The sequence below is a fragment of the Mycolicibacterium aubagnense genome, assembly GCF_010730955.1.
Lineage (GTDB): Bacteria > Actinomycetota > Actinomycetes > Mycobacteriales > Mycobacteriaceae > Mycobacterium > Mycobacterium aubagnense.
In genome coordinates, this window is record NZ_AP022577.1 from 2,129,536 (window position 1) to 2,151,800 (window position 22,265).

Annotated in this window: 27 protein-coding genes and 3 pseudogenes; 20 read left to right on the forward strand and 10 right to left on the reverse strand. The window is 67.3% G+C overall.

Translation table 11 applies throughout. From position 1 onward, the window contains the following. Positions 1 to 81 precede the first annotated feature (81 nt). Both eccD and mycP read left to right on the forward strand, forming a co-directional pair. Positions 82 to 1,338, forward strand: a complete 1,257-nt coding sequence (eccD, locus tag G6N59_RS10465; protein ID WP_138232128.1) for a type VII secretion integral membrane protein EccD — start codon at positions 82 to 84, stop codon at positions 1,336 to 1,338. Then, positions 1,335 to 2,642: a type VII secretion-associated serine protease mycosin gene (mycP, locus tag G6N59_RS10470; protein WP_138232129.1), complete on the forward strand. Its 1,308-nt coding sequence runs from the start codon at positions 1,335 to 1,337 to the stop codon at positions 2,640 to 2,642. The genes eccD and mycP overlap by 4 nt, the downstream gene beginning before the upstream one ends. A gap of 110 nt (positions 2,643 to 2,752) precedes the next feature. On the opposite strand, the gene eccB is transcribed toward mycP, so the two are convergent. After that, entirely contained in the window at positions 2,753 to 3,817 is a 1,065-nt protein-coding gene (eccB, locus tag G6N59_RS10475) for a type VII secretion protein EccB (protein ID WP_138232130.1), read from the reverse strand. 179 nt (positions 3,818 to 3,996) lie between these two features. On the opposite strand from eccB, the gene G6N59_RS10480 reads away from it, so the two are divergent. The 10 genes and pseudogenes from G6N59_RS10480 to G6N59_RS30800 all read left to right on the forward strand — a co-directional run bounded on the left by G6N59_RS10480 (position 3,997) and on the right by G6N59_RS30800 (position 11,197). Further along, positions 3,997 to 4,704 (forward strand): hypothetical protein, encoded by a 708-nt coding sequence (locus G6N59_RS10480; RefSeq protein ID WP_138232131.1) that lies wholly within the window; start codon positions 3,997 to 3,999, stop codon positions 4,702 to 4,704. A gap of 64 nt (positions 4,705 to 4,768) precedes the next feature. Then, positions 4,769 to 5,092, forward strand: a complete 324-nt coding sequence (locus tag G6N59_RS31875; RefSeq protein WP_163911217.1) for a helix-turn-helix domain-containing protein — start codon at positions 4,769 to 4,771, stop codon at positions 5,090 to 5,092. Further along, a complete protein-coding gene (locus G6N59_RS10490) occupies positions 4,998 to 5,627 on the forward strand; it encodes an ImmA/IrrE family metallo-endopeptidase (RefSeq protein ID WP_235678743.1) in 630 nt (209 codons plus the stop codon). Before G6N59_RS31875 ends, G6N59_RS10490 begins: the two co-directional genes overlap by 95 nt. 47 nt (positions 5,628 to 5,674) lie before the next feature. Beyond that, positions 5,675 to 6,022 (forward strand): hypothetical protein, encoded by a 348-nt coding sequence (locus tag G6N59_RS10495; RefSeq protein ID WP_163911224.1) that lies wholly within the window; start codon positions 5,675 to 5,677, stop codon positions 6,020 to 6,022. A 28-nt stretch (positions 6,023 to 6,050) separates the two neighbouring features. After that, positions 6,051 to 7,167, forward strand: a pseudogene (locus G6N59_RS10500) (tyrosine-type recombinase/integrase); the annotation flags it as partial. 152 nt (positions 7,168 to 7,319) lie between these two features. Next, positions 7,320 to 8,228 carry a tyrosine-type recombinase/integrase gene (locus G6N59_RS10505; protein ID WP_235678744.1) on the forward strand — a complete coding sequence of 303 codons (909 nt, stop codon included), beginning with the start codon at positions 7,320 to 7,322 and terminating at the stop codon, positions 8,226 to 8,228. Next, positions 8,153 to 8,449, forward strand: a complete 297-nt coding sequence (locus G6N59_RS31110; protein ID WP_235678745.1) for a tyrosine-type recombinase/integrase — start codon at positions 8,153 to 8,155, stop codon at positions 8,447 to 8,449. Before G6N59_RS10505 ends, G6N59_RS31110 begins: the two co-directional genes overlap by 76 nt. 2 nt (positions 8,450 to 8,451) lie before the next feature. Next, entirely contained in the window at positions 8,452 to 8,781 is a 330-nt protein-coding gene (locus G6N59_RS10510) for a helix-turn-helix domain-containing protein (protein ID WP_179970297.1), read from the forward strand. Beyond that, complete coding sequence (locus G6N59_RS30795) at positions 8,778 to 9,413, forward strand: hypothetical protein (protein WP_197907915.1); 636 nt, start codon at positions 8,778 to 8,780, stop codon at positions 9,411 to 9,413. The genes G6N59_RS10510 and G6N59_RS30795 overlap by 4 nt, the downstream gene beginning before the upstream one ends. Positions 9,414 to 10,093: 680 nt before the next feature. Then, positions 10,094 to 11,197, forward strand: coding sequence for a site-specific integrase (locus G6N59_RS30800; protein ID WP_197907899.1), 1,104 nt, complete (start codon positions 10,094 to 10,096; stop codon positions 11,195 to 11,197). 3 nt (positions 11,198 to 11,200) lie between these two features. Here G6N59_RS30800 and G6N59_RS30805 read toward each other — a convergent pair whose 3' ends face one another. Genes G6N59_RS30805 through G6N59_RS31570 form a run of 3 tightly spaced genes read right to left on the reverse strand, consistent with a single transcriptional unit; the run spans position 11,201 to position 12,539 of the window. Then, complete coding sequence (locus G6N59_RS30805) at positions 11,201 to 11,602, reverse strand: hypothetical protein (RefSeq protein WP_197907916.1); 402 nt, start codon at positions 11,600 to 11,602, stop codon at positions 11,201 to 11,203. 23 nt (positions 11,603 to 11,625) lie between these two features. After that, positions 11,626 to 11,970 carry an MFS transporter gene (locus G6N59_RS31565; protein ID WP_306789638.1) on the reverse strand — a complete coding sequence of 115 codons (345 nt, stop codon included), beginning with the start codon at positions 11,968 to 11,970 and terminating at the stop codon, positions 11,626 to 11,628. Further along, positions 11,862 to 12,539 (reverse strand): MFS transporter, encoded by a 678-nt coding sequence (locus G6N59_RS31570; RefSeq protein WP_197907917.1) that lies wholly within the window; start codon positions 12,537 to 12,539, stop codon positions 11,862 to 11,864. Before G6N59_RS31570 ends, G6N59_RS31565 begins: the two co-directional genes overlap by 109 nt. Positions 12,540 to 12,864: 325 nt before the next feature. Between G6N59_RS31570 and G6N59_RS10525 the strand changes: the two genes are divergently transcribed. The 3 genes and pseudogenes from G6N59_RS10525 (at position 12,865) to G6N59_RS10535 (ending at position 16,204) form a co-directional block, all read left to right on the forward strand. Beyond that, positions 12,865 to 13,287: a MerR family DNA-binding protein gene (locus G6N59_RS10525; RefSeq protein WP_163911226.1), complete on the forward strand. Its 423-nt coding sequence runs from the start codon at positions 12,865 to 12,867 to the stop codon at positions 13,285 to 13,287. 250 nt (positions 13,288 to 13,537) lie between these two features. After that, a pseudogene (locus G6N59_RS10530) lies at positions 13,538 to 15,782 on the forward strand (tyrosine-type recombinase/integrase). After that, positions 15,779 to 16,204 (forward strand): transposase, encoded by a 426-nt coding sequence (locus G6N59_RS10535; RefSeq protein ID WP_138232146.1) that lies wholly within the window; start codon positions 15,779 to 15,781, stop codon positions 16,202 to 16,204. The pseudogene G6N59_RS10530 and the gene G6N59_RS10535 overlap by 4 nt, the downstream one beginning before the upstream one ends. Here the strand turns inward: G6N59_RS10535 and G6N59_RS31115 are convergent. From G6N59_RS31115 to G6N59_RS10550, 3 genes and pseudogenes are all read right to left on the reverse strand, one after another. Continuing rightward, a pseudogene (locus G6N59_RS31115) lies at positions 16,201 to 16,281 on the reverse strand (Rv2640c family ArsR-like transcriptional regulator); the annotation flags it as partial. The gene G6N59_RS10535 and the pseudogene G6N59_RS31115 sit on opposite strands and share 4 nt — an antisense overlap. A gap of 41 nt (positions 16,282 to 16,322) precedes the next feature. Then, positions 16,323 to 17,027 carry a cation efflux transmembrane domain-containing protein gene (locus G6N59_RS10545; RefSeq protein WP_138232147.1) on the reverse strand — a complete coding sequence of 235 codons (705 nt, stop codon included), beginning with the start codon at positions 17,025 to 17,027 and terminating at the stop codon, positions 16,323 to 16,325. After that, positions 17,024 to 17,395 (reverse strand): ArsR/SmtB family transcription factor, encoded by a 372-nt coding sequence (locus tag G6N59_RS10550; protein ID WP_197907918.1) that lies wholly within the window; start codon positions 17,393 to 17,395, stop codon positions 17,024 to 17,026. The genes G6N59_RS10545 and G6N59_RS10550 overlap by 4 nt, the downstream gene beginning before the upstream one ends. Positions 17,396 to 17,531: 136 nt before the next feature. On the opposite strand from G6N59_RS10550, the gene G6N59_RS10555 reads away from it, so the two are divergent. The 5 genes from G6N59_RS10555 to G6N59_RS10570 all read left to right on the forward strand — a co-directional run bounded on the left by G6N59_RS10555 (position 17,532) and on the right by G6N59_RS10570 (position 19,444). Continuing rightward, positions 17,532 to 17,819: an SHOCT domain-containing protein gene (locus tag G6N59_RS10555; protein ID WP_234884381.1), complete on the forward strand. Its 288-nt coding sequence runs from the start codon at positions 17,532 to 17,534 to the stop codon at positions 17,817 to 17,819. Between the two features lie 5 nt (positions 17,820 to 17,824). Then, positions 17,825 to 18,022, forward strand: a complete 198-nt coding sequence (locus G6N59_RS31120; RefSeq protein ID WP_235678746.1) for a hypothetical protein — start codon at positions 17,825 to 17,827, stop codon at positions 18,020 to 18,022. Positions 18,023 to 18,029: 7 nt separating this feature from the next. Beyond that, a complete protein-coding gene (locus G6N59_RS10560; RefSeq protein ID WP_235678747.1) occupies positions 18,030 to 18,542 on the forward strand; it encodes a hypothetical protein in 513 nt (170 codons plus the stop codon). Positions 18,543 to 18,564: 22 nt separating this feature from the next. Further along, positions 18,565 to 18,900: a hypothetical protein gene (locus G6N59_RS30690; protein WP_179970298.1), complete on the forward strand. Its 336-nt coding sequence runs from the start codon at positions 18,565 to 18,567 to the stop codon at positions 18,898 to 18,900. A 145-nt stretch (positions 18,901 to 19,045) separates the two neighbouring features. Then, entirely contained in the window at positions 19,046 to 19,444 is a 399-nt protein-coding gene (locus G6N59_RS10570) for a DUF302 domain-containing protein (RefSeq protein ID WP_138232149.1), read from the forward strand. Between the two features lie 101 nt (positions 19,445 to 19,545). Here G6N59_RS10570 and G6N59_RS10575 read toward each other — a convergent pair whose 3' ends face one another. The 3 genes from G6N59_RS10575 to G6N59_RS10585 form a co-directional block, all read right to left on the reverse strand. Continuing rightward, entirely contained in the window at positions 19,546 to 19,959 is a 414-nt protein-coding gene (locus G6N59_RS10575) for a type VII secretion protein EccB (RefSeq protein ID WP_306789631.1), read from the reverse strand. A gap of 109 nt (positions 19,960 to 20,068) precedes the next feature. Further along, positions 20,069 to 21,586, reverse strand: coding sequence for a glycerol kinase GlpK (glpK, locus tag G6N59_RS10580; protein WP_138232151.1), 1,518 nt, complete (start codon positions 21,584 to 21,586; stop codon positions 20,069 to 20,071). Positions 21,587 to 21,693: 107 nt separating this feature from the next. After that, positions 21,694 to 22,248, reverse strand: coding sequence for a CGNR zinc finger domain-containing protein (locus G6N59_RS10585; protein ID WP_138232152.1), 555 nt, complete (start codon positions 22,246 to 22,248; stop codon positions 21,694 to 21,696). Between the last annotated feature and the right edge of the window lie 17 nt (positions 22,249 to 22,265).

The following is a 22,265-nucleotide window of genomic DNA, read 5'->3' on the forward strand; positions in this document are numbered from 1 at the left end:
TCGGTTCCATCGATTTTCGTGTCGGGATGGGGGCCGCGGTGCCGTTAGCGTAGGAGCGGGCATATCGATCCGGGGGGTGCGATGTCCGAATCTGTCTGTCGGCTTTCAGTAGGGGCCGACGGCGAGATCGCCGATCTGATCTTGCCGGCGGGTACCGCCGTGGACTCGCTGCTGCCCGACATCGTGGCGCTGGCTCATCCGCACGCGCCGCACGGCGTGAGTTGGCGCCTGGATCGAGCGAGCGGTGGTCCGATCGACGGGTCATTGTCGCTGCGGCAAAACGGCGTTCACGACGGTGACGTGCTGCAGTTGCTGCGCGGGACCATCCCGGAACTTGGCGTGCTGCGCACGCACACGGCGACGATGGCTGCCGGCGAGTTCCCTGCCGACCCGACCCGTCATCTCGTCGGTCCGGCGCTCGGACTGTGCGCGGTGACCGTCGCGGCCATGATCCTGATCTGGTCCGCCGCACGCGGCGACCACACCACGGCAGCGGCCATCAGTTGTGGGGGCACGCTGGCCGCACTGACGGTGTCGTGGCGGTCCGGCGGTGCACAATGGCCGGGGGCCGCCGTCATACTCGCGTTCGCGGCCGGGTTCTCGGCCGTACCGGGTGGCCCGGACGCCCCTCACGTCCTACTCGCATCAGCGACGGTGTTCGCGGTGGCCCTCGTGCTGCTGCGACTCGGCACGCACGGCATATCCATTGCGGCCGCGGCGTTCTCGGTGCCGATCATTGTGGCGTCGGCGGTGGCGAGCATCTGGTCGCTACCGCCGACCCGTGCCGCGGTCGCCGCGACCGTGGTGGCCTTGGTGGTGCTGTCGGCGGCCCCGCGGTGCGCTGTCACCATCGCGGGACTCACGCCGCAGTCGGCGCACGTCGTCGACGGCGATGCACGGCGGATCGAGTTGGCACATCGAGTGCTCACGGCGATGGCGATGGGTGCGGCGGCAGCCGCGGCAGTCGGCGCGGCCGTGGTGGCGCTGGCCGCCGGCCACCGGCCCAGTACCGCGACGTTGGTGTTCAGCTGGGTGGTGGCCGCAGCAATTGCGCTGCGAGCCCTGTCGTATCGGCTTCCGCTCCGCCGGTGGAGCATCCTGGTCGCAGGAATGGTGTGCACCACTGGGGCTTTGGCCGTCACCGCCATGGTGTTTCCGGCCTGGACAGCCTGGCTCGGCGGTGGCGTCGTGGTGATCGTGGTGGGTATCCAGCGGATCGGGCACGTGAGCGCCCCGGCAGCCCAGCGCCTCAGGTACCTCGAATGGGCGGCGCTGGTCGCGGTGCCGCCGTGTGCGCTGTGGGCCGCAGACATCTTCAGCCTGGTGCGCGGAGGATGAGAACCGTTCAGGCCGTGGCCGTCACGTTGACGATGGTGATGACGGCGGCAGCGCCGTACGCCCACGCCGTCGCTCCCAAGCCCATTGATCGTGGGCAACTTCCCGCCCCCGCGGCACCCAAGCCGCCCGGCAGAACCGAACAGTCAGACCGGTGCTCGACGGCGAAGCCGGCCGACGACCGTCCCGCACACCAGCTCGACATGCTCGATATTGCTGCGGTGTGGCCACTTTCCCGCGGCACCGGGCAGACGGTGGCAGTGATCGATACCGGCGTGGGGCGGCACCGACTACTGCCGCGTCTGGTCGCCGGCGGTGACTACGTCTCGTCGGGTGACGGTACGCAGGACTGCGACGGCCACGGCACGGCGATCGCCGGTCTGATCGGCGCAGCCGCCGCGGGCACCACGCCCAGCGCCTTCCGTGGCATGGCCCCCGAAGCCACCATCCTCGCGATTCGTCAGTCCAGCAACAAATTCCGGCTCTCTGACGACCACGAGATATCGGGTGTCGGCGATGTCGAGACGCTCGCCCGTGCGGTCCGTGCGGCCGCCGACGCGGGCGCCACTGTCATCAACATCTCGTCCGTCGCCTGCATGCCCGCCGCTGATCCGCTCGACGACCGGTCGTTGGGTGCCGCCCTGGCATACGCGGTCGATGTGCGTAATGTCGTGGTCGTCGCCGCGGCCGGCAACGCCAGCGGCGAATGCGCACAACAGAATCCACTATCCGACCCCACACGGCCGGGAACGCCGGACTGGGACACCGTGCACAGCGTGGTCAGCCCCGCCTGGTACGACGACTACGTGCTCACGGTCGGTTCCGTCGGCCCGAGCGGGGCGCCATCACCATTCAGCCTGGCCGGCCCCTGGGTCGACGTCGCCGCGCCCGGCGAGTCGGTGGTGTCACTGAGCGCACAGGGAGACGGATTGGTCGACAGCCGGCCGGACGGGCGCCCGCTGTCCGGGACCAGCTACGCCGCACCCGTCGTCAGTGGTGTTGTCGCACTGGTCCGTTCGCGGCTGCCACAGCTGTCTGCCCGGCAGGTGATGACCCGCATCGAGGACACCGCGCATCATCCGGCAGACGGCTGGAACGCGCAGGTGGGACACGGGGTGGTCGACCCGCTGGCCGCGGTGAGCGGCGGCGGACCGGCGCCCACCCCCGCGCGGGTCGCCGCCGCGCAGGCAACGCCCGTAGCGGGTCCGGATCGTCGCCCGTCGCGGCGCATTGCCTTCCTCGGCACCGCGGTCTGCATCGTGGTGGCGGCCATTGCAGTGACCGGTCGCCGGCGATCACGGCGCTAGGTGGTCGAATGTCGCTGTCGCGGGCCATCTCATAGTCACCCAGCGCGTCAAGGGCTGGGCGGAGACGCTCGATGAGCCCGGCCGCCAGAGCAAACCCCGCGGCCTGGCCCCTACGGCGACAGCCCGTCCCGCAGCACCTCGGCCGCGGCCACACTCAGTTCGGGACCACCGGGTAACCGGGCCAGCATCGGCCAGGGCGCAGGTAGCGGCTCCCCCTCCATGCCAAGATATTTCGCCGCCTCGGCATCGTGGATGCCGTATCGCACGCCGCGGTCCGACACCAGATACCGCGGGCCCATGACCGACCCGCCCAGCACTCCCGTGGCATGCACGTACGCGTAGCGTCCCGGCGGTATGGCCACGGCATCGATATTCGGTCCGTCGCCGTCATCTTGCACCAGCGGCACCCCGCCTGTCCCCGGTTTACCCTGCACCACAACGGTATCCACCCGGCCGGCGTCCGATCGCCAGTGCGCACACACCGGGACCTCGCTCGGCAACGGCGGACGAGCCTGCTCCGGAAAGGTCGACACCGCAAGCTCATGGACGGCCGCAATGGCGGCGATGGCCGCCGGAGGCACGGTGCGGAGGTCACCGCCGTCGGCACCATGGGCGAAACGGATGACGTCGGCCGCGACGTCGCCGACGCGCTGCAGACCGCTGGTGAGGACCACGTGATGCTCTGCCGCGTCAGCCCGGCTCACCCGCAATACCTGGCCGACGACGAAACCGCCCGGCCCTTTCCCACCGAGGCCCGGGATCGCCGGAGCCGTGATCGGGGGCAGTTCCGGCAAGAGGTCGAGAAATGAGCGCGATACCTGCCGGGGCACGACGCCGTCGAGGCGCAGCGCGCGGACTACCGCCAGGTCACGCAGGTCGACTTCGGCGCGTCTGCCCTCGTACACGAGATACGTGGCGGCCAGGTGTTCGCCTGCGGCCGTCGCCAGGACGGGCCGGACCTGGTCACGTCCGTCGGCGTCCGCACCGGCGAGCAGTACCGTCCGCCCGCTGTCACACACCTGCCACGATGCCGTCGCGACCGGCCGGCCCAATTCGGCTGGGGCGCCCGGGATTCCGACGAGCGGCCCGCGGTGGGCGGCAGCGATCGCGTCGGCGCCGACGGTTACCGGGTTCACCGCGGACTTGGCGACCAGTCGGGCCGACGCGAGATTCAGCGCGGGATGACAACCTTATCTGGGGTTAAATTCTAAATATTCGCCATTTATGCGTGTTGATCTGCGCAAATATCCAAGGGGACATGTACCCTTTTAGGGTATGAGGGCCAGAAAATCGTATGGTTTCTTGCGGCGTGGCGCGAAGTTGAGTGTTGTGCACCGGGGTAAATCTTTACCCCATGAAGCAACACGACGATCCTCAGGCCTTGGTCGAGGAGCTTGTCGCGCAACATGCACTGGTGTTGGGCGAATCGCACGGCGATTTGGCTGCTCGCCACGTGGAGGTTCCGGACCGTTTCGGCGATCAGGGCAGCAATGTGCGGTCGATTACCACGTCGTGCTCTGTGCTGGAGACTTTTTTGATGTCGAGACTTCGGCGACAACGACCCGATTCGACGTTGAAGGTCAAGGCGGGCAACGGAATGGGTGTGCTCCTTCTGGACGGGAAGGGGTCGCGGATCTATGTGCGCAAGCATCCCCGCAAGTACGACGGCAGCTTGATCGAGCCGGTGAAGTATGTACCCGGCGGGGAGCAGCTGAGCCTGGAAGAGGAACTTGGCCATCCGATCGGCGGCGAGGACGGCATCCCCGAGCCGCAGGGGTATCGCGAGTACCTGTTGTGGTGGCCGGACAGCCGAGGGTTCTTCGGCGGGGCGGCGTTGGCTGCTGGCCTGTTGCTGGACAACATTCAGGTGCTGTACGGCAGGACGCCGCTGCCGGCAGCGATCTTCGAGGAACGCAGCACCACGGTGGGCTTGGGTCAGCCCAGTGGCGGTTCGCAGGGGTCGACGAGGCTGGCGAAGCGGCGCCGCGACGAGGATTTCACCGAGGTCGACGAGAATCCCGCGTTCGACGAGGAGGATGGCACCCCGCCGGAGTTGTCGTAGCTATCAGGCACAGTGTTGGGTGCTTGCCGGTATCCCAACCCGGTGACGTTGAATTGAGCGCACGATGATTGAGGTTTTTGGTGTCCGGGTCCGACAGGCCCGGTTGTTGCGACGAATGACAGCAAAGACGGTGGCCGAAGCCGCCGGGTGGAGCCCTGCCCGGCAGTCCCAGATCGAAAAAACGCAGATCATCCGACTCGATGACGCCGATGTCGAGCTGCTGGCGGGGTTGTTCCGTTTCCCTGAAGCATTTTTCGAATCGGCTCCGCAGACCCGGGTGTCGACGGAGGTTGTTGTTCCGCGCGCCCAAGTCGATGACGATGGGCGAGCAGGACTTTCTGGCGACGTTCGCGTCGCTGGCGGGCGATTTCCTCGCCGACCTCGATGACCGGTCGAAGCTGCCGCCGGTGAAGATTCCGACGATGGCTCCCGAAGAGCTGACGCACCGGTCGATCGCCGCGGCCGCGGCACGTCTGCGAGCAGCGATGGGCGTGGAACACGATGAGCCCCTTGATGATTTGATGTACGAGGCCGAGCGCCTCGGTGCACCGGTGATCGTGCGGCGCCGGGTGGCCGGGGAATGGGAAAGCGAGTTCGCCGCATCCCCGGCTCCGGCCCGCGACGAGAAGCATCTGGGTTATTCGAGCTGGGTGGGCCGGATGCGGGACCGGCCGCTGATTGTGTTGCGGGACAGTGATTCCTGGGAGCGGACCCGGTTCACGATCGCCCACGAGCTCGGGCATTTGGTGTTGCATTCGCACGCATACTGCTCGGTGAGCTCGGCCGATGAGCTCGAAGCCAACCGGTTCGCCACCGAACTGCTGGCCCCGGCGGCGGTGATCGCCGATGAGCTGCCCCGGTTGTTGTCGCTACTGAATCTGCGGCCGCTCAAAGACAAGTGGGGTTGTCGCTGGGCTCGCTGATCATGCATCTGCGCGATTCGGGGTTGATCCCGGCAGAGCGAGCGAAAATGCTGACCACGCAACTGCATCGGCGGATCAACCCGGCCACCGGGCACACGTGGGGCATGACCGAGCCCGGCTTTAATGACCGTGCCCCGGAGCGGCCGCGGCTGCTGCGCAAGTGGGTGGAACGCTGCTACGGCGGCGCCTCGGTGCCGATGCTGGCCGCGCGGGAGTCGATGATTTATCCGGCCGACGTACTGGACTGGTTCCTGGCGACCCAGCGGCCGGCGCCGGCCGCCGAGCGCCAGCCGATGGCGGCGAGCGTCGGTGCGGGCCGCACTCCCTCGCCGGTGGGCGTGGCCCCGTCGCGGGTGGTGCGGCTCGATGATTTCCGTAAGGGCCGGCCGCGGTGACCGCGCCGGCGCGGGGGCGCTGCTGACGATGGCTGCGGTGCAGCGGATGTGCTTTGCCGATCGCCCGCCCACCTACACGGTGGTGGGCGTCGACAAGCTGCCCGTTGCCCCGGCCCGCGAGTACCTTGCGTTTCTTCGTGATCAGGGTGCGTCGCCAAATACGGTGCGCGCGTACGCCTATGGGCTGGCCGCGTGGTGGACGGTGCTGGAGCACACAGGTACCGCCTGGGATGACTTCCCGGCCAGCCTGTTCGGCACATTCCTGACCTACATGCGCCGCGGAGACTTACCGGGGGTGGCGCGCATCGGCGAACCCGAGACGATCAGAGCGGAGTCCACGCTGGGGCCGCGCAGCGCCGCGGTGTTGGCGATGTACCGGTATTTCGCCGATGCGCATGATTTGGAGCGCCCGTACCGCCGGTTGTATTCGACGCATGCCCGCAGCAGCCGCCGGGGCCGCTATGCGCCGTTTCTGGCCGGCGTGGGGCCCCATCCCGACCAACGGGCCGTTGTATCGGCTGCGGGCGGTGCAACGTTCCGAGACGCCGGTGCTGCTGCCCGAGCAGGTCAACGCGATCCTGGATGCGTGCAGCGTGCAAACGGTCACCGGCGCATGGTCGCGGGGCCCGGCGGGGCTGCGGGACCGGTTCTTTTTCGCGTTGCTCGCTGAGACCGGGATGCGGATCGGTGAGGCATTGTCGTTGCGGCACCAGGATTTTGACATCGCCGGTGGCGGTACCCCGTCGGTGCTGGTGGCCGGGCGTGATGATCATCGGCGCGGCCTGCGGGCCAAGTCGGGGCCGCGGCGCATCTTCATCGGCGATGACCTGGTCGCCCTCTACAGCGAGTACGTGTGGCAGCTGATCGCCGACGGCGCCGATATCGCGGTCGGGGACCTGTCGACGCATTTCGTGTTCGTGAACCTGGTGCGCGGGGTGAAGTACGCGGCGCTGAGCGCGGACACCATCTACGACAAGGTCGATCTGATCACGGCGCGCTGCCCGGACATGCTGCCGGCGGACTGGACACCGCACTGGTTGCGGCACACCCATGCCACGGCGCTGCTGTTGGCCGGGGTGGAGCCGCATGTGGTGATGCGCCGTCTGGGTCACGCCGATGTGCAGACGACGTTGTCGATTTACGGGAACGCTCGGGAATTGCATCTGATGGGCGAGAATCACCTGGTTGCCTGATGGAGTCGGGGTTTTAGGCTAGCGGATATAGGGCATGAAAAGGGCTGCTGGCCAGTCTATTTGCCAAAGTGATCTCGTTTGATGCATGATTCGATCACTGTTCGGTGGCGTTGGGGGTCGGGTTGCGGCAGGTTGATCTGGCTGGGGCAGCACATCTGGAGCTGGTGTCCGGTATCGCACACCTGCGTCCGCAAGATGCGATGGCGGAGGCGATGTTTCGTGGCTGGCGTGCTCAGCAGGCTGCTCGGGGGCTTCGTGAGGAGACAGTCACGGCGCGGGAGAAGCTGGTCCGTCGGTTCATGGATTTCGTCAATGACTATCCGTGGCAGTGGACCCCGACGCATATCGACGAGTGGTCGCTCTGGTTGGTCAGCGAGAAGCACCTGGCACCGTCGACGATCCGCGGCTACCAATGCTCGTTACGGCTGTTCAGCGAGTTTCTGATCGACGGCCGCTACGGGTGGGCGTTGGCATGCGAGGAAGAGTTCGGCACCCATCCGGTGGCGATCTGCCACGAATGGAACACGATCGCGCATTTGAACGACTACGAGGGTCGGCCGGAGGCCAGGCCGTTCACACGTGAGGAGATGCAGCGGTTCCTGGACTACGCCGACGACCAGGTCGATCGTGCGGTGCGGGCGAAACGTAAAGGGGCCCTTGCTGCTTTCCGCGATGCCACCGTCTTCAAGGTGATCTACGGGTGGGGGTTGCGTCGGACCGAGACCGCCAAACTTGACCTGGTGGATTTCGGCCGCAATCCTGCGGCGCCGCAGTTCGGCAGGTTCGGCACGCTCAACGTGCGTTACGGCAAGGCGAAACGGGGACAGCCGCCGCGGCGGCGGAACGTGTTGTCGGTGATGGATTGGGCGGTAGAGGCGGTCGCTGATTATGTCGAGAATGTGCGGCCGAAGTTCGGCTGCCCCGATCATCCGGCGCTGTGGGTGACCGAGCGGGCGGGCGGATCAAGGCCGCGGAGATCAACGCTCGGTTCGTCTCCTATCGGGATGCGCTGAAGTTGCCGAAAGACCTTGTGCCCCACTCAATCCGTCACTCCTTTGTCACGCACCTCACCGAAGATGGTGTTGACCGGCGGTTCATCCAATCCCAGGTTGGGCACGAATGCGACAGTTCCACGGCCATCTACACCCACGTCAGCTCCGATTTCATGAACACCATGCTGCACAAGGCGCTCGCGCCCGTGCTTGGTCGGACCCCTCCAGCAGACAAGGACTGATGATGCCCGCCAAGCTCGACTACCACTGGCATCTGCGCACGGTCATGGCCGCCGGCGGCATGTTCGCGACCACCGATCTGATCGAGCCGCTGGAGCAGCGCGGCATCACCTTGTCGTCCAGTCAGGTCTACCGGCTCGTGGTCGAGCGACCCGAACGGCTGAGCCTGAAGATCCTGATGGCGCTGCTGGACATCCTCGACTGCACGATGGACGACTTGATCGAGCCGGCCGTCTCGGCCCGAGCGGGCGCCCGCGGGAAGAAGGCGGTCGGCGCCGAAGCCGGCCTCGGGGGCTTGCGACCCAAGCGGGCGCGCATTCGCGGCGCCGAGTGACCACCAGCGATCGGTCGGTTTCAGACCCGGTCGGGTTCATCACGGACTTGGTCGCGGCGGTCGATGATCGGCTCACACTCGAGCGGGCCAGGTCCGTCATCACCCGCGTCGCGGGTGGGCGAGCGAAATCGCGGCGCCTGGCAGCGTTTCTTGCCCAGCGCCCAGCGGTGCTGACCGATGGACGCTCTCCGGCGCCGCGGGCGGTCGGTGACCTGCTGATCGCCCTGAGAAAGGCCGGCGCAGAGGTTTCGCCGCCGGTCTGCGCCGAGTGCGGCACGCCGATGCGGACCCTCCAGCGTCGTGGTCAGGACTGGTTCTGCGGGGCCTGTAGCGTGCGTCCGGCCCCGTGTGCGGCCTGCGGGCAGCTTCGGCATGTCTCGACCCGGGATCGCGCCGGTGGGGCCCGCTGCGCGCAATGCCCTGACCGCGACGACCGCGATCCGATCTCGGTCATCCACACCGTGGTGGCCCGGCTGGATCCGGCCGTCGACCGCGACCTCGTCGCCAGTGCGGTCAGCAGACTTGCGTCCCGGCCCGCGCATCAACGCAAGGTCGCCTGGGCCTTGGAAGCTGCACCCGAATTACTCACCGGCGCCGGGCATCTCGCCCCATCCGGGCGATCATCCCGCTGATCGATGCCCTGCACGCAGCAGGAGTCGCCGGGATCGTGCGGCCGGCATGCCCGCGCTGCGGTCGCGTCGTGCGGATCGACAAACCTCTTGACGGGCAACGCGTGTGCCGCACCTGCATCGCCCACACCCGCATCGAAGAATGCGCACGCTGCGGCGCGCGCCGCGAACCGGCCACTCGTGACCAGCAGGGCCGACCACTATGTCCAAACTGTTTGGTCACCGACCCTGACAACCTCGAAGACTGCCTCAACTGCGGTCGCCGCCGTCCGGTCAGCCTCCGGACCCCAGACGGGCCGATCTGCAGCACCTGCCCGTCCTTGCCGACCGCTTCCTGCTCGATCTGCGGCGACGAAAAGCCCTGCGGCACATCTCGAATCACCGGCCGACCATGGTGTCCTGCCTGCCAGCGCCGCACCGCCCGATGCAGCTCGTGCGGACGGACCGCCGCAGTGATCTCGGGCACCCTCGCCCAGCCGCACTGCGAGGACTGCACCACCCGCGCCATCTGGCGCGATTGCCCAACCTGCAGCGACCCGTCCTATCCGCACCCTGGTCAATGCGTTCGATGCCGAATCAATCAGCGTCTCAACGAGATCATCGGTCCGCCGTCGGCATCGCTTCATCCGGGGCTGCAGGCTTTGCGGCACAACATCGCTACCGCAGAACACCCCATCACCGCCATGCGATGGCTGAAGAAGAAGTCCGTCGCGCCGGTGCTGGCCGATCTCGCTGCCGGGCGCAGGGCGTTGACCCACGAAGCGCTCGACGAGCTGCCCCACAGTCAGCCTCTGGCGCACCTGCGCCATGTCCTCATCGGCGTGGGCGCCCTGCCGCGACGCGATGAGCACATGGTCCGCATCGAGCGGTTCATCGATCAGACCCTGGCTGCGCACGCGAACCTCGAGCAGCGGCAGGCGCTGCACCGCTACACGGTCTGGCACCTGATCCGTCGACTGCGGCAACGCAACAACGGGCACGCCATCACCATCCAGCAGTTCAACTCGGTGCGCCAACGCACCCACGCGGCCATCGCCTTCCTGGACTGGCTCACCGAACACCAGCTCACCCTCGGCAGCTGTCAGCAGGCCGACCTGGATCGCTGGCTCACCGACGCCGCCGCGACACATCGCGGGGCAGCGGGACACTTCATCCGATGGGCGCACAAGAACAAGCTGACCAGCGTCCGCATCGGCGCACACCGCTGGATGGGCCCCACCCGACCGCTCGATGACCAGAACCGCTGGAACATCGCGCGCCGCCTGTTGCACGACGACAGCCTCAAGCCCGATGACCGGCTGGCCGGCCTGCTCGTTCTCCTCTACGCGCAGACACCGGCTGCGATCTGCCGAATGACCATCGTCGATATCGAACTCGACGCTGATCCGGTCCGGCTGCACCTCGGCAGCTCGCCGATACACCTACCCGAGCCGGTTGCCGGCCTGGCCCGATTGAATATGTCAAATCGCAAGGGCCACGCAACCATTGGCGCGCTGACCCCCTCGATCTGGCTCTTTCCGGGCGGCCAACCCGGCCGGCCCATCAGCACCGGCCAGCTGACCCAACGATTGAACCGACTCGGCATCCGTCCCGGCGCCGCCCGCAGCACCGCACTGTTTCAACTCGCCACCGAGATCCCGGCAGCAATCCTGGCCCGCACCCTCGGCATCCATACCGACGTCGCCGTCTCCTGGCAACGCCTCTCCGCCGGCGACTGGACCAACTACGCCGCCGTCATCAGCAGCCGACCACAATCGCTGGCCCGCAACACGGAAACACGGGCATAGTGCCTACATGCGACACACCCCAACAGTGAACATCCCGGGGCTGGTTCTGGTCGCGAAATCGGACGCCGTTTCATCGCGAATCTCGACAATACGTAGGTGTGGGGAAAGTTCGAGTCCGTGAAATATTACGTCACCGCGGGTCTTTGACGGACGGCATGGGGTGTGGTCTCTCACTGGCGAAGAAGTACAGGCCGATGACCGCGGCGAGTGCCGCCCGGTACTGAACGTGGCCAGTGCTGCGGTGAACCCGGTGGTGAGCAGCGCTTGGAACAGGAGGCTTCCGGCGCCGAAGCCGATGAACAGGGTGCAGACGTTGAGGCCCATCGCCTGGCCGCGTTGGGCGGACAGCTGGGTGACGATCCCGGCCAGCAGCGGCTGGGTCAGGTCGTAGCCCAGGGACAGCATGCCGACAGCGAGGGCAGCCAGGATCAGCGGAACAGGAGTGCGAGGAGCAGGGCGGCAGTGGACGCGACGGCCAGACCGAGGGGGATGAGTCGGGTGCGCCCGTATCGGTCGGCGAGCCGGCCGATGGCAGGACCGAAGAGGAAACCGGGAACGCCGTAGAGCAGCAACGCCAGGCCGATACCGACCAGCGTCAGACCGAATCGCTGGCTGAAATAGACGCCCAGCCAGGTATAGATGCCGGAGTGGATCACCGCGTTGATCAGGACATAGCCGTAGGTGCGGCGGGCACGCTGTTGGCGCAGCAGCGTGAAGTAGCCGCGCGCGATCTGCCCGACGCTTCGACGCTGCAGCGCGGACCCACCCTGCAGCTGCGAGCGCCGAAGCGTAAGTGCCACAAGCACGATCGCGGCGAGCCCGGCCACCCGAGAAACAGACCCTGCCAGCCGATCAGCGGTTCCAGCAGCGCCCCGGCACTGGAACCGAAGGCCATACCGCCAGCCATCGCGCCGAAAAGCCAGCCCAGCGCATGACCGCGCCGCTCGTAGGGGAACACATCACCGATCAGGGCCAGGGAGATCGGCACCACCCCGCTGGCGCCGAGCGCGGTCAGCAGCCGGAACGCGATAAACATGCGGGGGCCATCGGCCAGGGCGGTCAGCGCGGTGAGCACGACGAACCCCGCAGCAGACCCCAGGATCACCCGTTTCCGGCCGATCCGATCCGAGAGCGGACCCCACAACAAGGTCATCGCCCCGTAGGGCACCAGGTAGGCGGGAACAGCGAGCCCAAGCAGATCGGTTGAGCTGCCGAACTCGTGCGCCAGTTGCGGAATGAGCGGCGCCACCATGAACGCCTGAAAGAAAATCAGGAACGTAGCGGCGGCCAAAGTCCGCAACAACCATTCCCGTGACCGCTGCGGTGAAGCCGGGGACGACAACGCGTGCCTCCTCTTTGCTCAGATCGCTGGCAATGCGTGCCGGCGGCAACCGGGGTGAGGTCACTGTCAGGCCCCACCCCGGTGCGTTGGTGCCTAGCTGACTTTCTCCATCGTCTGTCCGCAGCAGCAGGTCGGATTCTGCTGTCCCTGACAGTCCGGCGGGGCACTCTTAGTCACCGTCACCTCGCATCCGCATTCGGGCACCGGGCAGCGATACACCTCACCCTCACGAAATGGCATGATCTACCTCCTTGTCGTGTTGTTCCAGCTAGACGACAGTAAGAGCTGGCCCTCGGGGCCAGGTCAAGTTGATCAGGAGGAAATCATGGCCTCGGACACTCTCACCGCCGGGCAGGCCGCCTCCCGCGCCGGCATCACGCGCAAGGCGCTGCGCTTATACGTGGCGAAAGGCCTCGTGGACGAACCCCCGCGCACCCCGGCCGGCTACCGCCTCTACGGCGCCGACGACGTCGCCGTGCTCACCTTCATCCGTCAGGCCCGCACACTGGGCCTACGCCTGGATGACATCGCCGCCATCCTGGACATCCGCCGTCACGGCTCGGCGCCATGCACCGCGGTTCGCGCGTTCATCGACACGCGCGTTGACGAGATCGATGCCGCGATCGCCGACCTGCGCGCCCTACGCCGCAGTCTCGTCAACACTCGAAATGCCCATCCAGTCGACGGTGCCACCGCGACCGTGCCGGCCACAATATGCCCCATCGTCGAGCACACCACCGAAAGCTGACCACAGGTTCCCCGACCGATCCCACTGACCGTGGGGCGGTTCCCATCCAGCCGACACTGCGGCAATCAAGATGACGTCAATATGGCGATAAGCGATCTTGAAACTCCACCAACACCGCCAGAATTCGCGATCAACTAGCGTCAGAATTCGCGATCAATGCCACGGGCATTCGGACAGTTCTGATATCCGACGTCACCATTATGGGTGACCGCCGATGCGGCGATGCGCACGGTGGCCGAATGGACGAACTATGTGGCGGGGTGGAAGGTGCACAGTGGCGGGCAATGACCGACTTACACACAGCGGGCAGCAGGGCGGCGCCGAGGAACACTGGACCGCGCAGTGGGATCGGGTCCCGGCGCCGTGGCGGACTCTGGTGTATCACCTCGATCAGGCCCCAGCCAACGCGCTGTTTGCGCCCAACCCCCGGTATCGGCCGGTCAGCGAGGGGCACGACTTCACTCCTGCCGATGTGCCGCAACGGATCTGCGACGAGCTGGCCTGGTGGGTGTGGCTGTGCGGTGAGGAGGACACCCGCAAGGTCGAGCCGTCACTGTTGAGATGGACCAGCCGCGCGCTGGGGATCGCGGCGGCCGACTACCGCCAGCAGCATCGCCGGCCGCTGGCCTCCATCGCCGATCTGACGCCGGAATCGATGGTGCGCCACGGGGTACTCGATTTCGAACGCCGCAACGGGCGGCTGCCCTCGGCGGGTTTTCGCACCAACGTCACCAATTTCGTCGAACACCTGCACCTGTATGTGGCGGTGCGCTGCACCGGGCGGCCCCTGGTGGGACCACGACATCTGGAACTTGTACGCCGACCCGAGGATTCCGCGGCGCGAACATGAACCCCAGCACGACCAGGTGGTGCGCCTGGGCGGGGTCGAACCGGCGTGGTTGCGCGACGGTGTGCGGTTCTGGCTGCGCACCGCGCTGACCGCGGAACTGTTGCGGTGGTCCTCGCTCACCTCACGGGTCCGCGACATGAGCCGTCATCTGGGCCCGTTCCTGGCCGCACGCCGGATCGACGACCCGGCCCTGCACGCCGACCGGGCGGCGGTGCGGTTGCTGTTCACCGATTTCACCGACTACCTGAAATCACCGGCGGCGCAGGCGAAACCGGACCGGCCGTTGTCCTCGACCGCGATCGCCGGGATCCAGTCGCGTATCCAGACGTTCTACACGTTCATGGTCGATCATGCCGAGGAAGCCGCGGTCGCGACCGGTGAGCCGCGGTGGGCCGGCTTGACCGACACGCACACGCGGCTGTGGGGTGCGGCGTTCCGCTCCCGCCGCAGCCGCACCCCGACGGAGCTGACCTGGTATTCGACCGCCGAGCTGCAGCAGATGCTGTGCTATCTGGATGTTTTGGCCGCCGACAAGGACATCCCCGTGGTCATCACCCACCCTGATTCGACCATTTCGGTGGTCGCAGGCCTGGGAGACCCCCAAGCGGCCCGGGCGTGGCTGCTGCAAGCGCTGACCGGGCGGCGGGCCTCGGAAATCTTGATGCTCGATGCCGATCCGCTGGAGGCGATCCCCGGCCGTGACCGCGCTGCCGCCGCGGACCCGGAAGGTTTTGTGGCCAAGCTGCGCTACCAGCAGACCAAGGTCGACGGGGTGTGCCCGACCATCCTGGTCGAGCAGGCCATCGTCAACGTCATTGTCGAGCAACAAGACTGGGTGCGCCGGCACCACCCGGGCCTGGCCCCGAAGTACCTGTTCTTGGGGGTGCGGTTCCAGCACCAGGGGCAGCGGGCCCGTAGCTACAACTCCTACCGCCTAATCCTCGACAAGCTCGATGGCATCCACGGCCTCACCGACAGCGCCGGGCGACCGCTCAAGTTCAGCCAAACCCACCGGCTGCGGCACACCCGGGCCACCGAACTGCTCAACGACGGGGTACCCATCCATGTGGTGCAGCGCTACCTCGGACATGCCTCCCCGGAGATGACGCTGCGCTACGCGGCGACCCTGCAGGCCACCGCCGAAGCAGAATTCTTGAAACACAAGAAGATCGGTGCCCACGGCACCGACATCACGATCAGCCCATCGGACATCTACGACATGACCCAACTCGCGGCGCGCACCGACCGGGTGTTGCCCAACGGGGTGTGCCTGCTGCCCCCGGTGACCACCTGCGACAAAGGCAACGCCTGCCTGTCCTGCGGGCATTTCGCCACCGACGCCACCCACCTGGACGAACTGATCGACCAGCGCACCAAAACCCTCACCCTCATCGACGTGCGCCGCGACCAATTCCACGCCCGCACCGGCCGCGAGCTGACCGACGACAATGTCTGGATTCACCAACGGCGCCGCGAGGTGGCTTCGTTGGACGCCATCATCGGGCGCATCGAAGCCACCGACACCGACGAGGCCGCCGGGGTCGGTGGCGCGGGCACCGCGGGTCGTCAACCCGGCTTACAGGTCAGCACCCGGGGCAGTCACGAATCGGTGCTGCGCAAAGCTGACCCGGGAACGCCCCGGTGACCCGCACACCCCCGCCGCCGCCGACCGCCAAAGCCAAAGCGGCGCTGGCCAAATACCGTGACGGTGTCAGCGCCGACAAGCGCCGCGACATCGAAAAGGCCATCGCCTACCTGCGCAAAACCAAGGCCACCATCAACGTCTCCGCGGTGGCCCGCCGCGCCAAGGTAACCCGCAAAACGGTCCTCAAACATGACGACCTGATGGTGATCATCAACCAGTACCGCAACCGGCCCGCCGCCGGCGGCGACCACCCGCCGGCCACGAGCCGCGAAAGCAGCATCATGGCCGCGTTGCGCCGCAAGATCGCCGCTCAAGAAGCCGAAATCAACAACCTCAAAACCACGGTGGCACAACAGCAAGCCACCATCGAACTGCTCTACGGTCAACTGGAGGACCGGCACTACGGCGACCCCGCTGGTTAGGTGCAGCAGTTGGGGTCCAGCACGACGCAGAGGGCGACCAGGGCGTCGCGGTGGGCGATGTGAAAGACGTTCATGCCGCCCACCGCGGGGGCCGCGGACCGGCCGGGCTACCGATAGGTCAGCAGCCGCAGCCCTCACCGCGCCAGGATTCGATGCCCTCCCGCACCGCCGCAGCAGCGATGAGCAGACCGATGGCCGGATCGAGCCACCAACCCCCGGGCCAGATCGCGGTGACCGCCAAACCGATCAGTACCGCGGCGGCTTGGGCGGCGCACAGGTAGTTCTGGGTGCCTTCACCGGCGGTGGCCCCCGAGCCCAGGATCACTGCCAGCCGGTGTTTGGCATAGCCCAGCAGCGGCATGATCACCAGCGCCAGGGCGGTCAGCGCGATGCCGATGGCGCTGGTCTCGCTGTGCTGCCCCGCCAGCAGGTGATGGATGGATTCCGCGGCGATGTAGGGGGCGATCAGCCAAAACGACACCGCCACCGCGTATTGGGCGCGCCGCTCGGCGGTCGATGACAGGGTGCGCGCCCCGGTGAACCGCCACACCACAATCAGGCTCGCGAGCCCCTCCACCGCGCTGCCCAGCGCCCATCCGGTTAACGCGATCGACCCGGCCATCAGGCCCTGCCAGAGCCCGACGAGCCCCTCGGTGAGCATCCAGGCCAGGCTGACCCAGGCCAGCAACCGTGCCCACCGTGCAGCCCGATGCCACCGCGCATCGCGCACCGGCCCCGCCGGCACGGACCCGCACCCGTCGTCGCACGCACCGTCGGGGGGCACGCTGGTGGGACGGGCGGCCGGGCCGCCGTGGGTGGTCATTGCGGCTGCCCGGCGGCCGGGTCTGCGCCGTAGGTGGGGCATAGCGCCACCAGGTTGCCGGTGGCCTGCAATACGGCCTCGGCGGCGGCCAGCACCTCGGTCAGCGCCGGCTGGGTGAGCCGAAACACCGAAGCCCGGCCCGCCGGCTCGGAGTCCACCAGGCCGCACTCACGCAGGCAGCCAAGGTGTCTGGACACCGTGGACTGTGCCAATCCCACCGCGGTCGCCAAGTCGGTGACCCGCGCCGGGCCGGTGGCCAGCCGGCGCACGATCGCCAGCCGGGTGGGATCGCCCAACGACCGAAACAGCGCCGCGGCCGGCGCCAACTCGACACGATCAACCACAACATTGGGCGTTGTCATCGTCATTTGACGATGCTATAGCAGGACGGCGAAGTGGGGACCTTCGCCTCTGGAGGCCCGGCACCCACCGGATGCATGCTGGCGGCAGCGATCACGTGGTCAAGCGATCGACTTGTTCCTACGACACGGCCCAGGAGGCGTCATGTGCGGTTGGGGTGGTAATGGCTGGATGTGGAACGGCGGCTACGGCGGCGGATGGGGTTGGGGCGGCTGGATTCTGACTGCCGTGGTCGCGGTGCTGTTTTTCGCGGTGCTGATCACCGCGATCGTGGCGGCGGTGCGCTACCTGAGCGGCACCCATCACGGGGCCGCGGGCGCCGCACCCGGGGCCCGCACCGCCGAGGACATGCTGGCCGAACGCCTGGCGCGGGGGGAGATCGATGACACCGAATACCGCCAGCGCATGACGGCACTGCGCGAACACCGTTGAACGCCATGAAAACTCACCGTTTGTGGCTGGTCGTGGCCATCGCGGCCAGCTCGCTGGTGCTCGGGCTGGGCGCCACCGCGATCGCGTACCGCACCGGCCCCGGTGCCCGCCCGATCCCACCGGCCAGCGCCGGCCCTACCGGCTGGCCGCCTACCGCGGGTATCCGGGCGGCACGGGAATGTGGGGTCGGGGCCCGGCGATGATGGGCCCGTGGCGCCAATACCGGGCGGCCCGACGTCCTGCGCGGCGCCGGCGCTGCCGGGGACGGTTGTCGATGTCAACGTCACCGACATGGGCTCGATGATGGGCCCCGGCAGGCACATGATGATGGGGCCGCGGATGATGCCCGGCATGGGCATGATGCGGATCTACCTGTCCCCGGCCACGGTGCCCGCCGGACCGGTGTCATTCCGCGTCCTGAACACCGGTGCGATGGTGCACGAGCTGGTGGTACTGCCGCTGCCCGCAGGACAATTCGCGGGCCGGCGCCCCAGCGGCCCCGACGGCACCGTCGATGAGACCGGCAGCCTCGGTGAAGCCTCCCGCAGCTGCGCCGCCGACCGTGGCGACGAACAATCACCGGACTACGGCATCGCCCCCGGCGCCCTGGGCTGGACCACCATCACCCTGCCGCCGGGCCGCTACGAGCTGGTCTGCAACATCGCCGGTCACTACGTCTCGGGTATGTCCGCCGAACTCGACGTCACCGGGCCGCCCCGATAAGCACCAGGAAAGGACCGCCGCCATGTTCACCGCACGCACCACGATCACGGCACTGGCCGCCGCCGCGCTGGTCAGCGCGCTGGTCCCTACATTCACCGCCGTCAGCAGCGCTGACACCGCTACCCCGCAACCGCGAACCGGAGTGTGGGCGCCGATCGGCTCGGACCTTCCGACGCAAGGCCCGCCGGGCTGCTGGACCCCCAACGGCTGGGACCCCGGATGCTATTGGGGCCCAGGCATGATGGGGCCCGGTTCCTGGGGCCCAGGCATGATGGGGCCCGGCCCCATGATGGGACCCGGCTCCTGGGGACCGATGATGGGCCCCGGCCCTTGGGGACCGATGATGGACCCCTGGTGACACCACTAACCCACCAATCACGCAGGGGCACAACACATACCAACGAGGCGCACCGGTCTCACCCGGGCAGCCCGCGCACGCCGCCACACCCATCTCATCGACGTATCTGCCGTCGTGAACGATCAGCACCCAGAGGAATCCACCGATGAACATCGCGATCTCCACCACGCTGCACACCGACTTCGATGACGCCGTCACCCGCACACGAAACGCCCTGCAACAACAAGGCTTTGGCGTGCTCACCGAGATCGACATGAAAGCGACCATCAAAGCCAAACTCGGCACCGACATGGAGGACTACCTCATCCTGGGCGCCTGCAACCCCCCGCTCGCCCACCAGGCCGTCACCATTGACCGCCAGATCGGGTTACTGCTGCCCTGCAACGTCGTCGTGCGCGCCCACCCCACCGACACGGGCACGGTGATCATCGAAGCAATGAACCCCATGCTGATGGTCGACGTCACCGACGAACCCGCACTCAAAGACATCGCCGACCAAGCCACGACAAAACTGCAAGCCGCAATCGACGCCCTCACCGCATAAAACCCAACCCGAAACCGCAGCGCCGACCTGCCCGAATCGCGAACAGAGTGCGCAGGCGCGGAATTCCAGGCACCGCCAAACCAATCCGGCGCGCCACCACTTCAGCCACAAGAGCCGCCGAATCGCCACCTAAACGGAAACACCCTGCAACGCAATCGTATCCGCTTACGCCCAGACCAGTCCCATAACCTAAGGGGGAACAACAGAACACACCCGAATACAACCCCAGATAACCACGTCGACCCGATCCGCACATACAGTGCACCGGTATCCCGGACCATCACGATCGGCGCGTCCCCGAGCCCGCCGGCCGGTGACGCGATCGCGATGACCGCACACACCGCCACCGCCAGCAACCCGGCCAGCCATCCCGACCCGTATGAGATAGATTGCGCGCGAACCGGTTCCTCGACCATCGCGGTGTCACCACGCACCAGTGCGTGGATCAGCCGACGCGTCTGAAAGCGCCGGCCGCTGGCCTCCAACTGCGCGCCCTGCCCCCGACCCATGTCCATCCCCCGGCTAGCAGCCTAACCGCGGCCGGCCGTGGCCCCCGACACCAATTGCCCCCAGGGATTTGTGCACGATTTTCCGCGCCGACCGCGGAAAATCGTGCACAAATCCCTAGTCCACGTCGACCCAGTCGAGGGTGCGGCCGACGGCCTTCCGCCAGCCGGCGTAGCCGGCGGCGCGCTGCGCGTCGTCCCACGACGGCGCCCACCGCTTGTGCTCCTGCCAGTTGGCGCGCAGCTCGTCGGGATCGGACCAGAACCCGACCCCGAGGCCGGCCGCGTATGCCGCGCCGAGCGCAGTGGTCTCGGCGACAACGGGTTTCACCACTTCGACACCCAGCACGTCGGCCTGGATCTGCATGCACAGTTCGTTGGCGGTGATGCCGCCGTCGACCTTCAGCACCTCCAGGTGCACGCCCGAATCCGCGGCCATCGCGTCGACGACGTCGCGGCTCTGGTAGCAGATGGATTCCAGCGTGGCCCGGGCCAGATGGGCGTTGGTGTTGAACCGGGACAGCCCGACAATGGCCCCGCGCGCATCCGAACGCCAGTACGGCGCGAAGAGTCCCGAGAAAGCCGGCACGAAATACACCCCGCCGTTGTCCTCGACCTGGCGCGCCAGCGCCTCACTGTCCGAGGCGCCGGCGATGAGGCCGAGCTGGTCGCGCAGCCACTGCACGGCCGAACCGGTGACGGCGATCGAACCCTCGAGTGCATATACAGGTTTCGCATCGCCGAACCGATAGCACACCGTCGTCAGCAGCCCATGCTCCGAGCGCACGATCTTCTCGCCGGTGTTGAGCAGCAGGAAATTGCCTGTGCCGTAGGTGTTCTTGGCCTCCCCCGCAGACAGGCACACCTGCCCCACCATCGCGGCCTGCTGGTCGCCGAGGATGCCGGTGACCGGCACCGGTGCGCCCAGCGGACCGTCGGCCGCGGTCAGGCCGTATGCCTCGGACACCGACGACGACGCGATGGTCGGCAGCATCTGACGCGGAATCCCGAAGAACGACAACAGTTCGTCGTCCCAATCGAGGGTCTCGAGGTTCATCAGCATGGTGCGGCTGGCGTTGGTGACGTCGGTGACGTGCACACCGCCGCGGGTGCCGCCGGTCAGGTTCCACAGCACCCAGGTGTCACAGGTGCCGAAGATGGCGTCACCGCGTTCGGCGGCTTCGCGCACCCCGTCGACGTTCTCGAGGATCCACTGGATCTTGCCGCCGGAGAAGTACGTCGCGGGCGGAAGACCGGCCTTGCGGCGGATGACGTCGCCGCGGCCCGCGCGTTCCAGTGCCGAGGCGATCCGGTCGGTACGGGTGTCCTGCCAGACGATCGCGTTGTAATACGGACGCCCGGTGCGCTTGTCCCACACCATCGTCGTCTCACGCTGGTTGGTGATGCCGAGCGCGACCAGATCGGACGCCGATAACCTCGTGTTGTTCAGCGCCGACTGCAGCACCGAGCCGGTGCGCTCCCAGATCTCGACGGGATTGTGCTCGACCCAGCCGGCCCGCGGCAGAATCTGCTCGTGTTCGAGCTGGTGGCGCCCGACCTCACGACCGGAGTGGTCGAAGATCATCGCCCGGGTGCTGGTGGTGCCCTGGTCGATGGCCGCTACGAATTCGGCCAATGGCCCGTCCTTCCGCTCAAACGCTGTCGGTGATCACGGTAGGAGACGCAGCCGGGTCACGCGATGCATTGCGGCAACCGGTGCCGGGCGCGTCGGGCAGCCGGGCGTCAGCTCTCGCGCGCGCGGCGTTCGCGGTACGCCGCGACGTGCTGACGGTTTCCGCAGTTTCCGGTGTCGCAGAAGATGCGAGATCGGTTGCGCGACAGGTCGATCAGCACCGCGGTGCAGTCCGATGCCGCGCACGTCTTGAGCCGCCGCAGTTCACCCGCCCGGATCAGGTCCGCGAGGGCCATCGCCATCTCGGCGCCCATGCGCTGGACCAACGGGTCCTGATCGGCCGCCAGATGCAGATGCCATTCCGGGTTCTCCGGATGCCGAGTCAGCCAGGGCATGGCGCGGTTGTCGATGAGAAGCGCGTTGACCTGGCCGACCACCGCCTCTTCATCGCCTGCCGTGGCCCACAATTCGCCGAGTCGCCGCCGGAGACCGTGCACCGCGGCGAGTTCGGCGGCGTCGCGGTCGCGCCGGCCGGTCCACCCGAAGTCGTTCAGGTAGTCGTCCAGGGACGCCAGGTCGGCGAGGTGGTCGCCGTCGACCCGGTCGCTGTTGATCAGCACGCACGCCGCGCGCAGCGTGAGCTCCGTGTCATGACTGAAATTCATTTGACTCGTTACACCCG

Excerpts from the sequence above, each read along its gene's own strand:
- eccD (WP_138232128.1), top strand. The coding sequence starts at position 82 with ATGTCCGAATCTGTCTGTCGGCTTTCAGTAGGGGCCGACGGCGAGATC.
- mycP (WP_138232129.1), top strand. The coding sequence starts at position 1,335 with ATGAGAACCGTTCAGGCCGTGGCCGTCACGTTGACGATGGTGATGACG.
- G6N59_RS10480 (WP_138232131.1), top strand. The coding sequence starts at position 3,997 with ATGAAGCAACACGACGATCCTCAGGCCTTGGTCGAGGAGCTTGTCGCG.
- G6N59_RS31875 (WP_163911217.1), top strand. The coding sequence starts at position 4,769 with ATGATTGAGGTTTTTGGTGTCCGGGTCCGACAGGCCCGGTTGTTGCGA.
- G6N59_RS10495 (WP_163911224.1), top strand. The coding sequence starts at position 5,675 with ATGCTGACCACGCAACTGCATCGGCGGATCAACCCGGCCACCGGGCAC.
- G6N59_RS10510 (WP_179970297.1), top strand. The coding sequence starts at position 8,452 with ATGCCCGCCAAGCTCGACTACCACTGGCATCTGCGCACGGTCATGGCC.
- G6N59_RS30800 (WP_197907899.1), top strand. The coding sequence starts at position 10,094 with ATGCGATGGCTGAAGAAGAAGTCCGTCGCGCCGGTGCTGGCCGATCTC.
- G6N59_RS30805 (WP_197907916.1), bottom strand. The coding sequence starts at position 11,602 with ATGCTGTCCCTGGGCTACGACCTGACCCAGCCGCTGCTGGCCGGGATC.
- G6N59_RS10525 (WP_163911226.1), top strand. The coding sequence starts at position 12,865 with ATGGCCTCGGACACTCTCACCGCCGGGCAGGCCGCCTCCCGCGCCGGC.
- G6N59_RS10545 (WP_138232147.1), bottom strand. The coding sequence starts at position 17,027 with ATGACCACCCACGGCGGCCCGGCCGCCCGTCCCACCAGCGTGCCCCCC.
- G6N59_RS10550 (WP_197907918.1), bottom strand. The coding sequence starts at position 17,395 with ATGACGATGACAACGCCCAATGTTGTGGTTGATCGTGTCGAGTTGGCG.
- G6N59_RS10555 (WP_234884381.1), top strand. The coding sequence starts at position 17,532 with ATGTGCGGTTGGGGTGGTAATGGCTGGATGTGGAACGGCGGCTACGGC.
- G6N59_RS31120 (WP_235678746.1), top strand. The coding sequence starts at position 17,825 with ATGAAAACTCACCGTTTGTGGCTGGTCGTGGCCATCGCGGCCAGCTCG.
- G6N59_RS30690 (WP_179970298.1), top strand. The coding sequence starts at position 18,565 with ATGTTCACCGCACGCACCACGATCACGGCACTGGCCGCCGCCGCGCTG.
- G6N59_RS10570 (WP_138232149.1), top strand. The coding sequence starts at position 19,046 with ATGAACATCGCGATCTCCACCACGCTGCACACCGACTTCGATGACGCC.
- G6N59_RS10575 (WP_306789631.1), bottom strand. The coding sequence starts at position 19,959 with ATGGACATGGGTCGGGGGCAGGGCGCGCAGTTGGAGGCCAGCGGCCGG.
- G6N59_RS10585 (WP_138232152.1), bottom strand. The coding sequence starts at position 22,248 with ATGAATTTCAGTCATGACACGGAGCTCACGCTGCGCGCGGCGTGCGTG.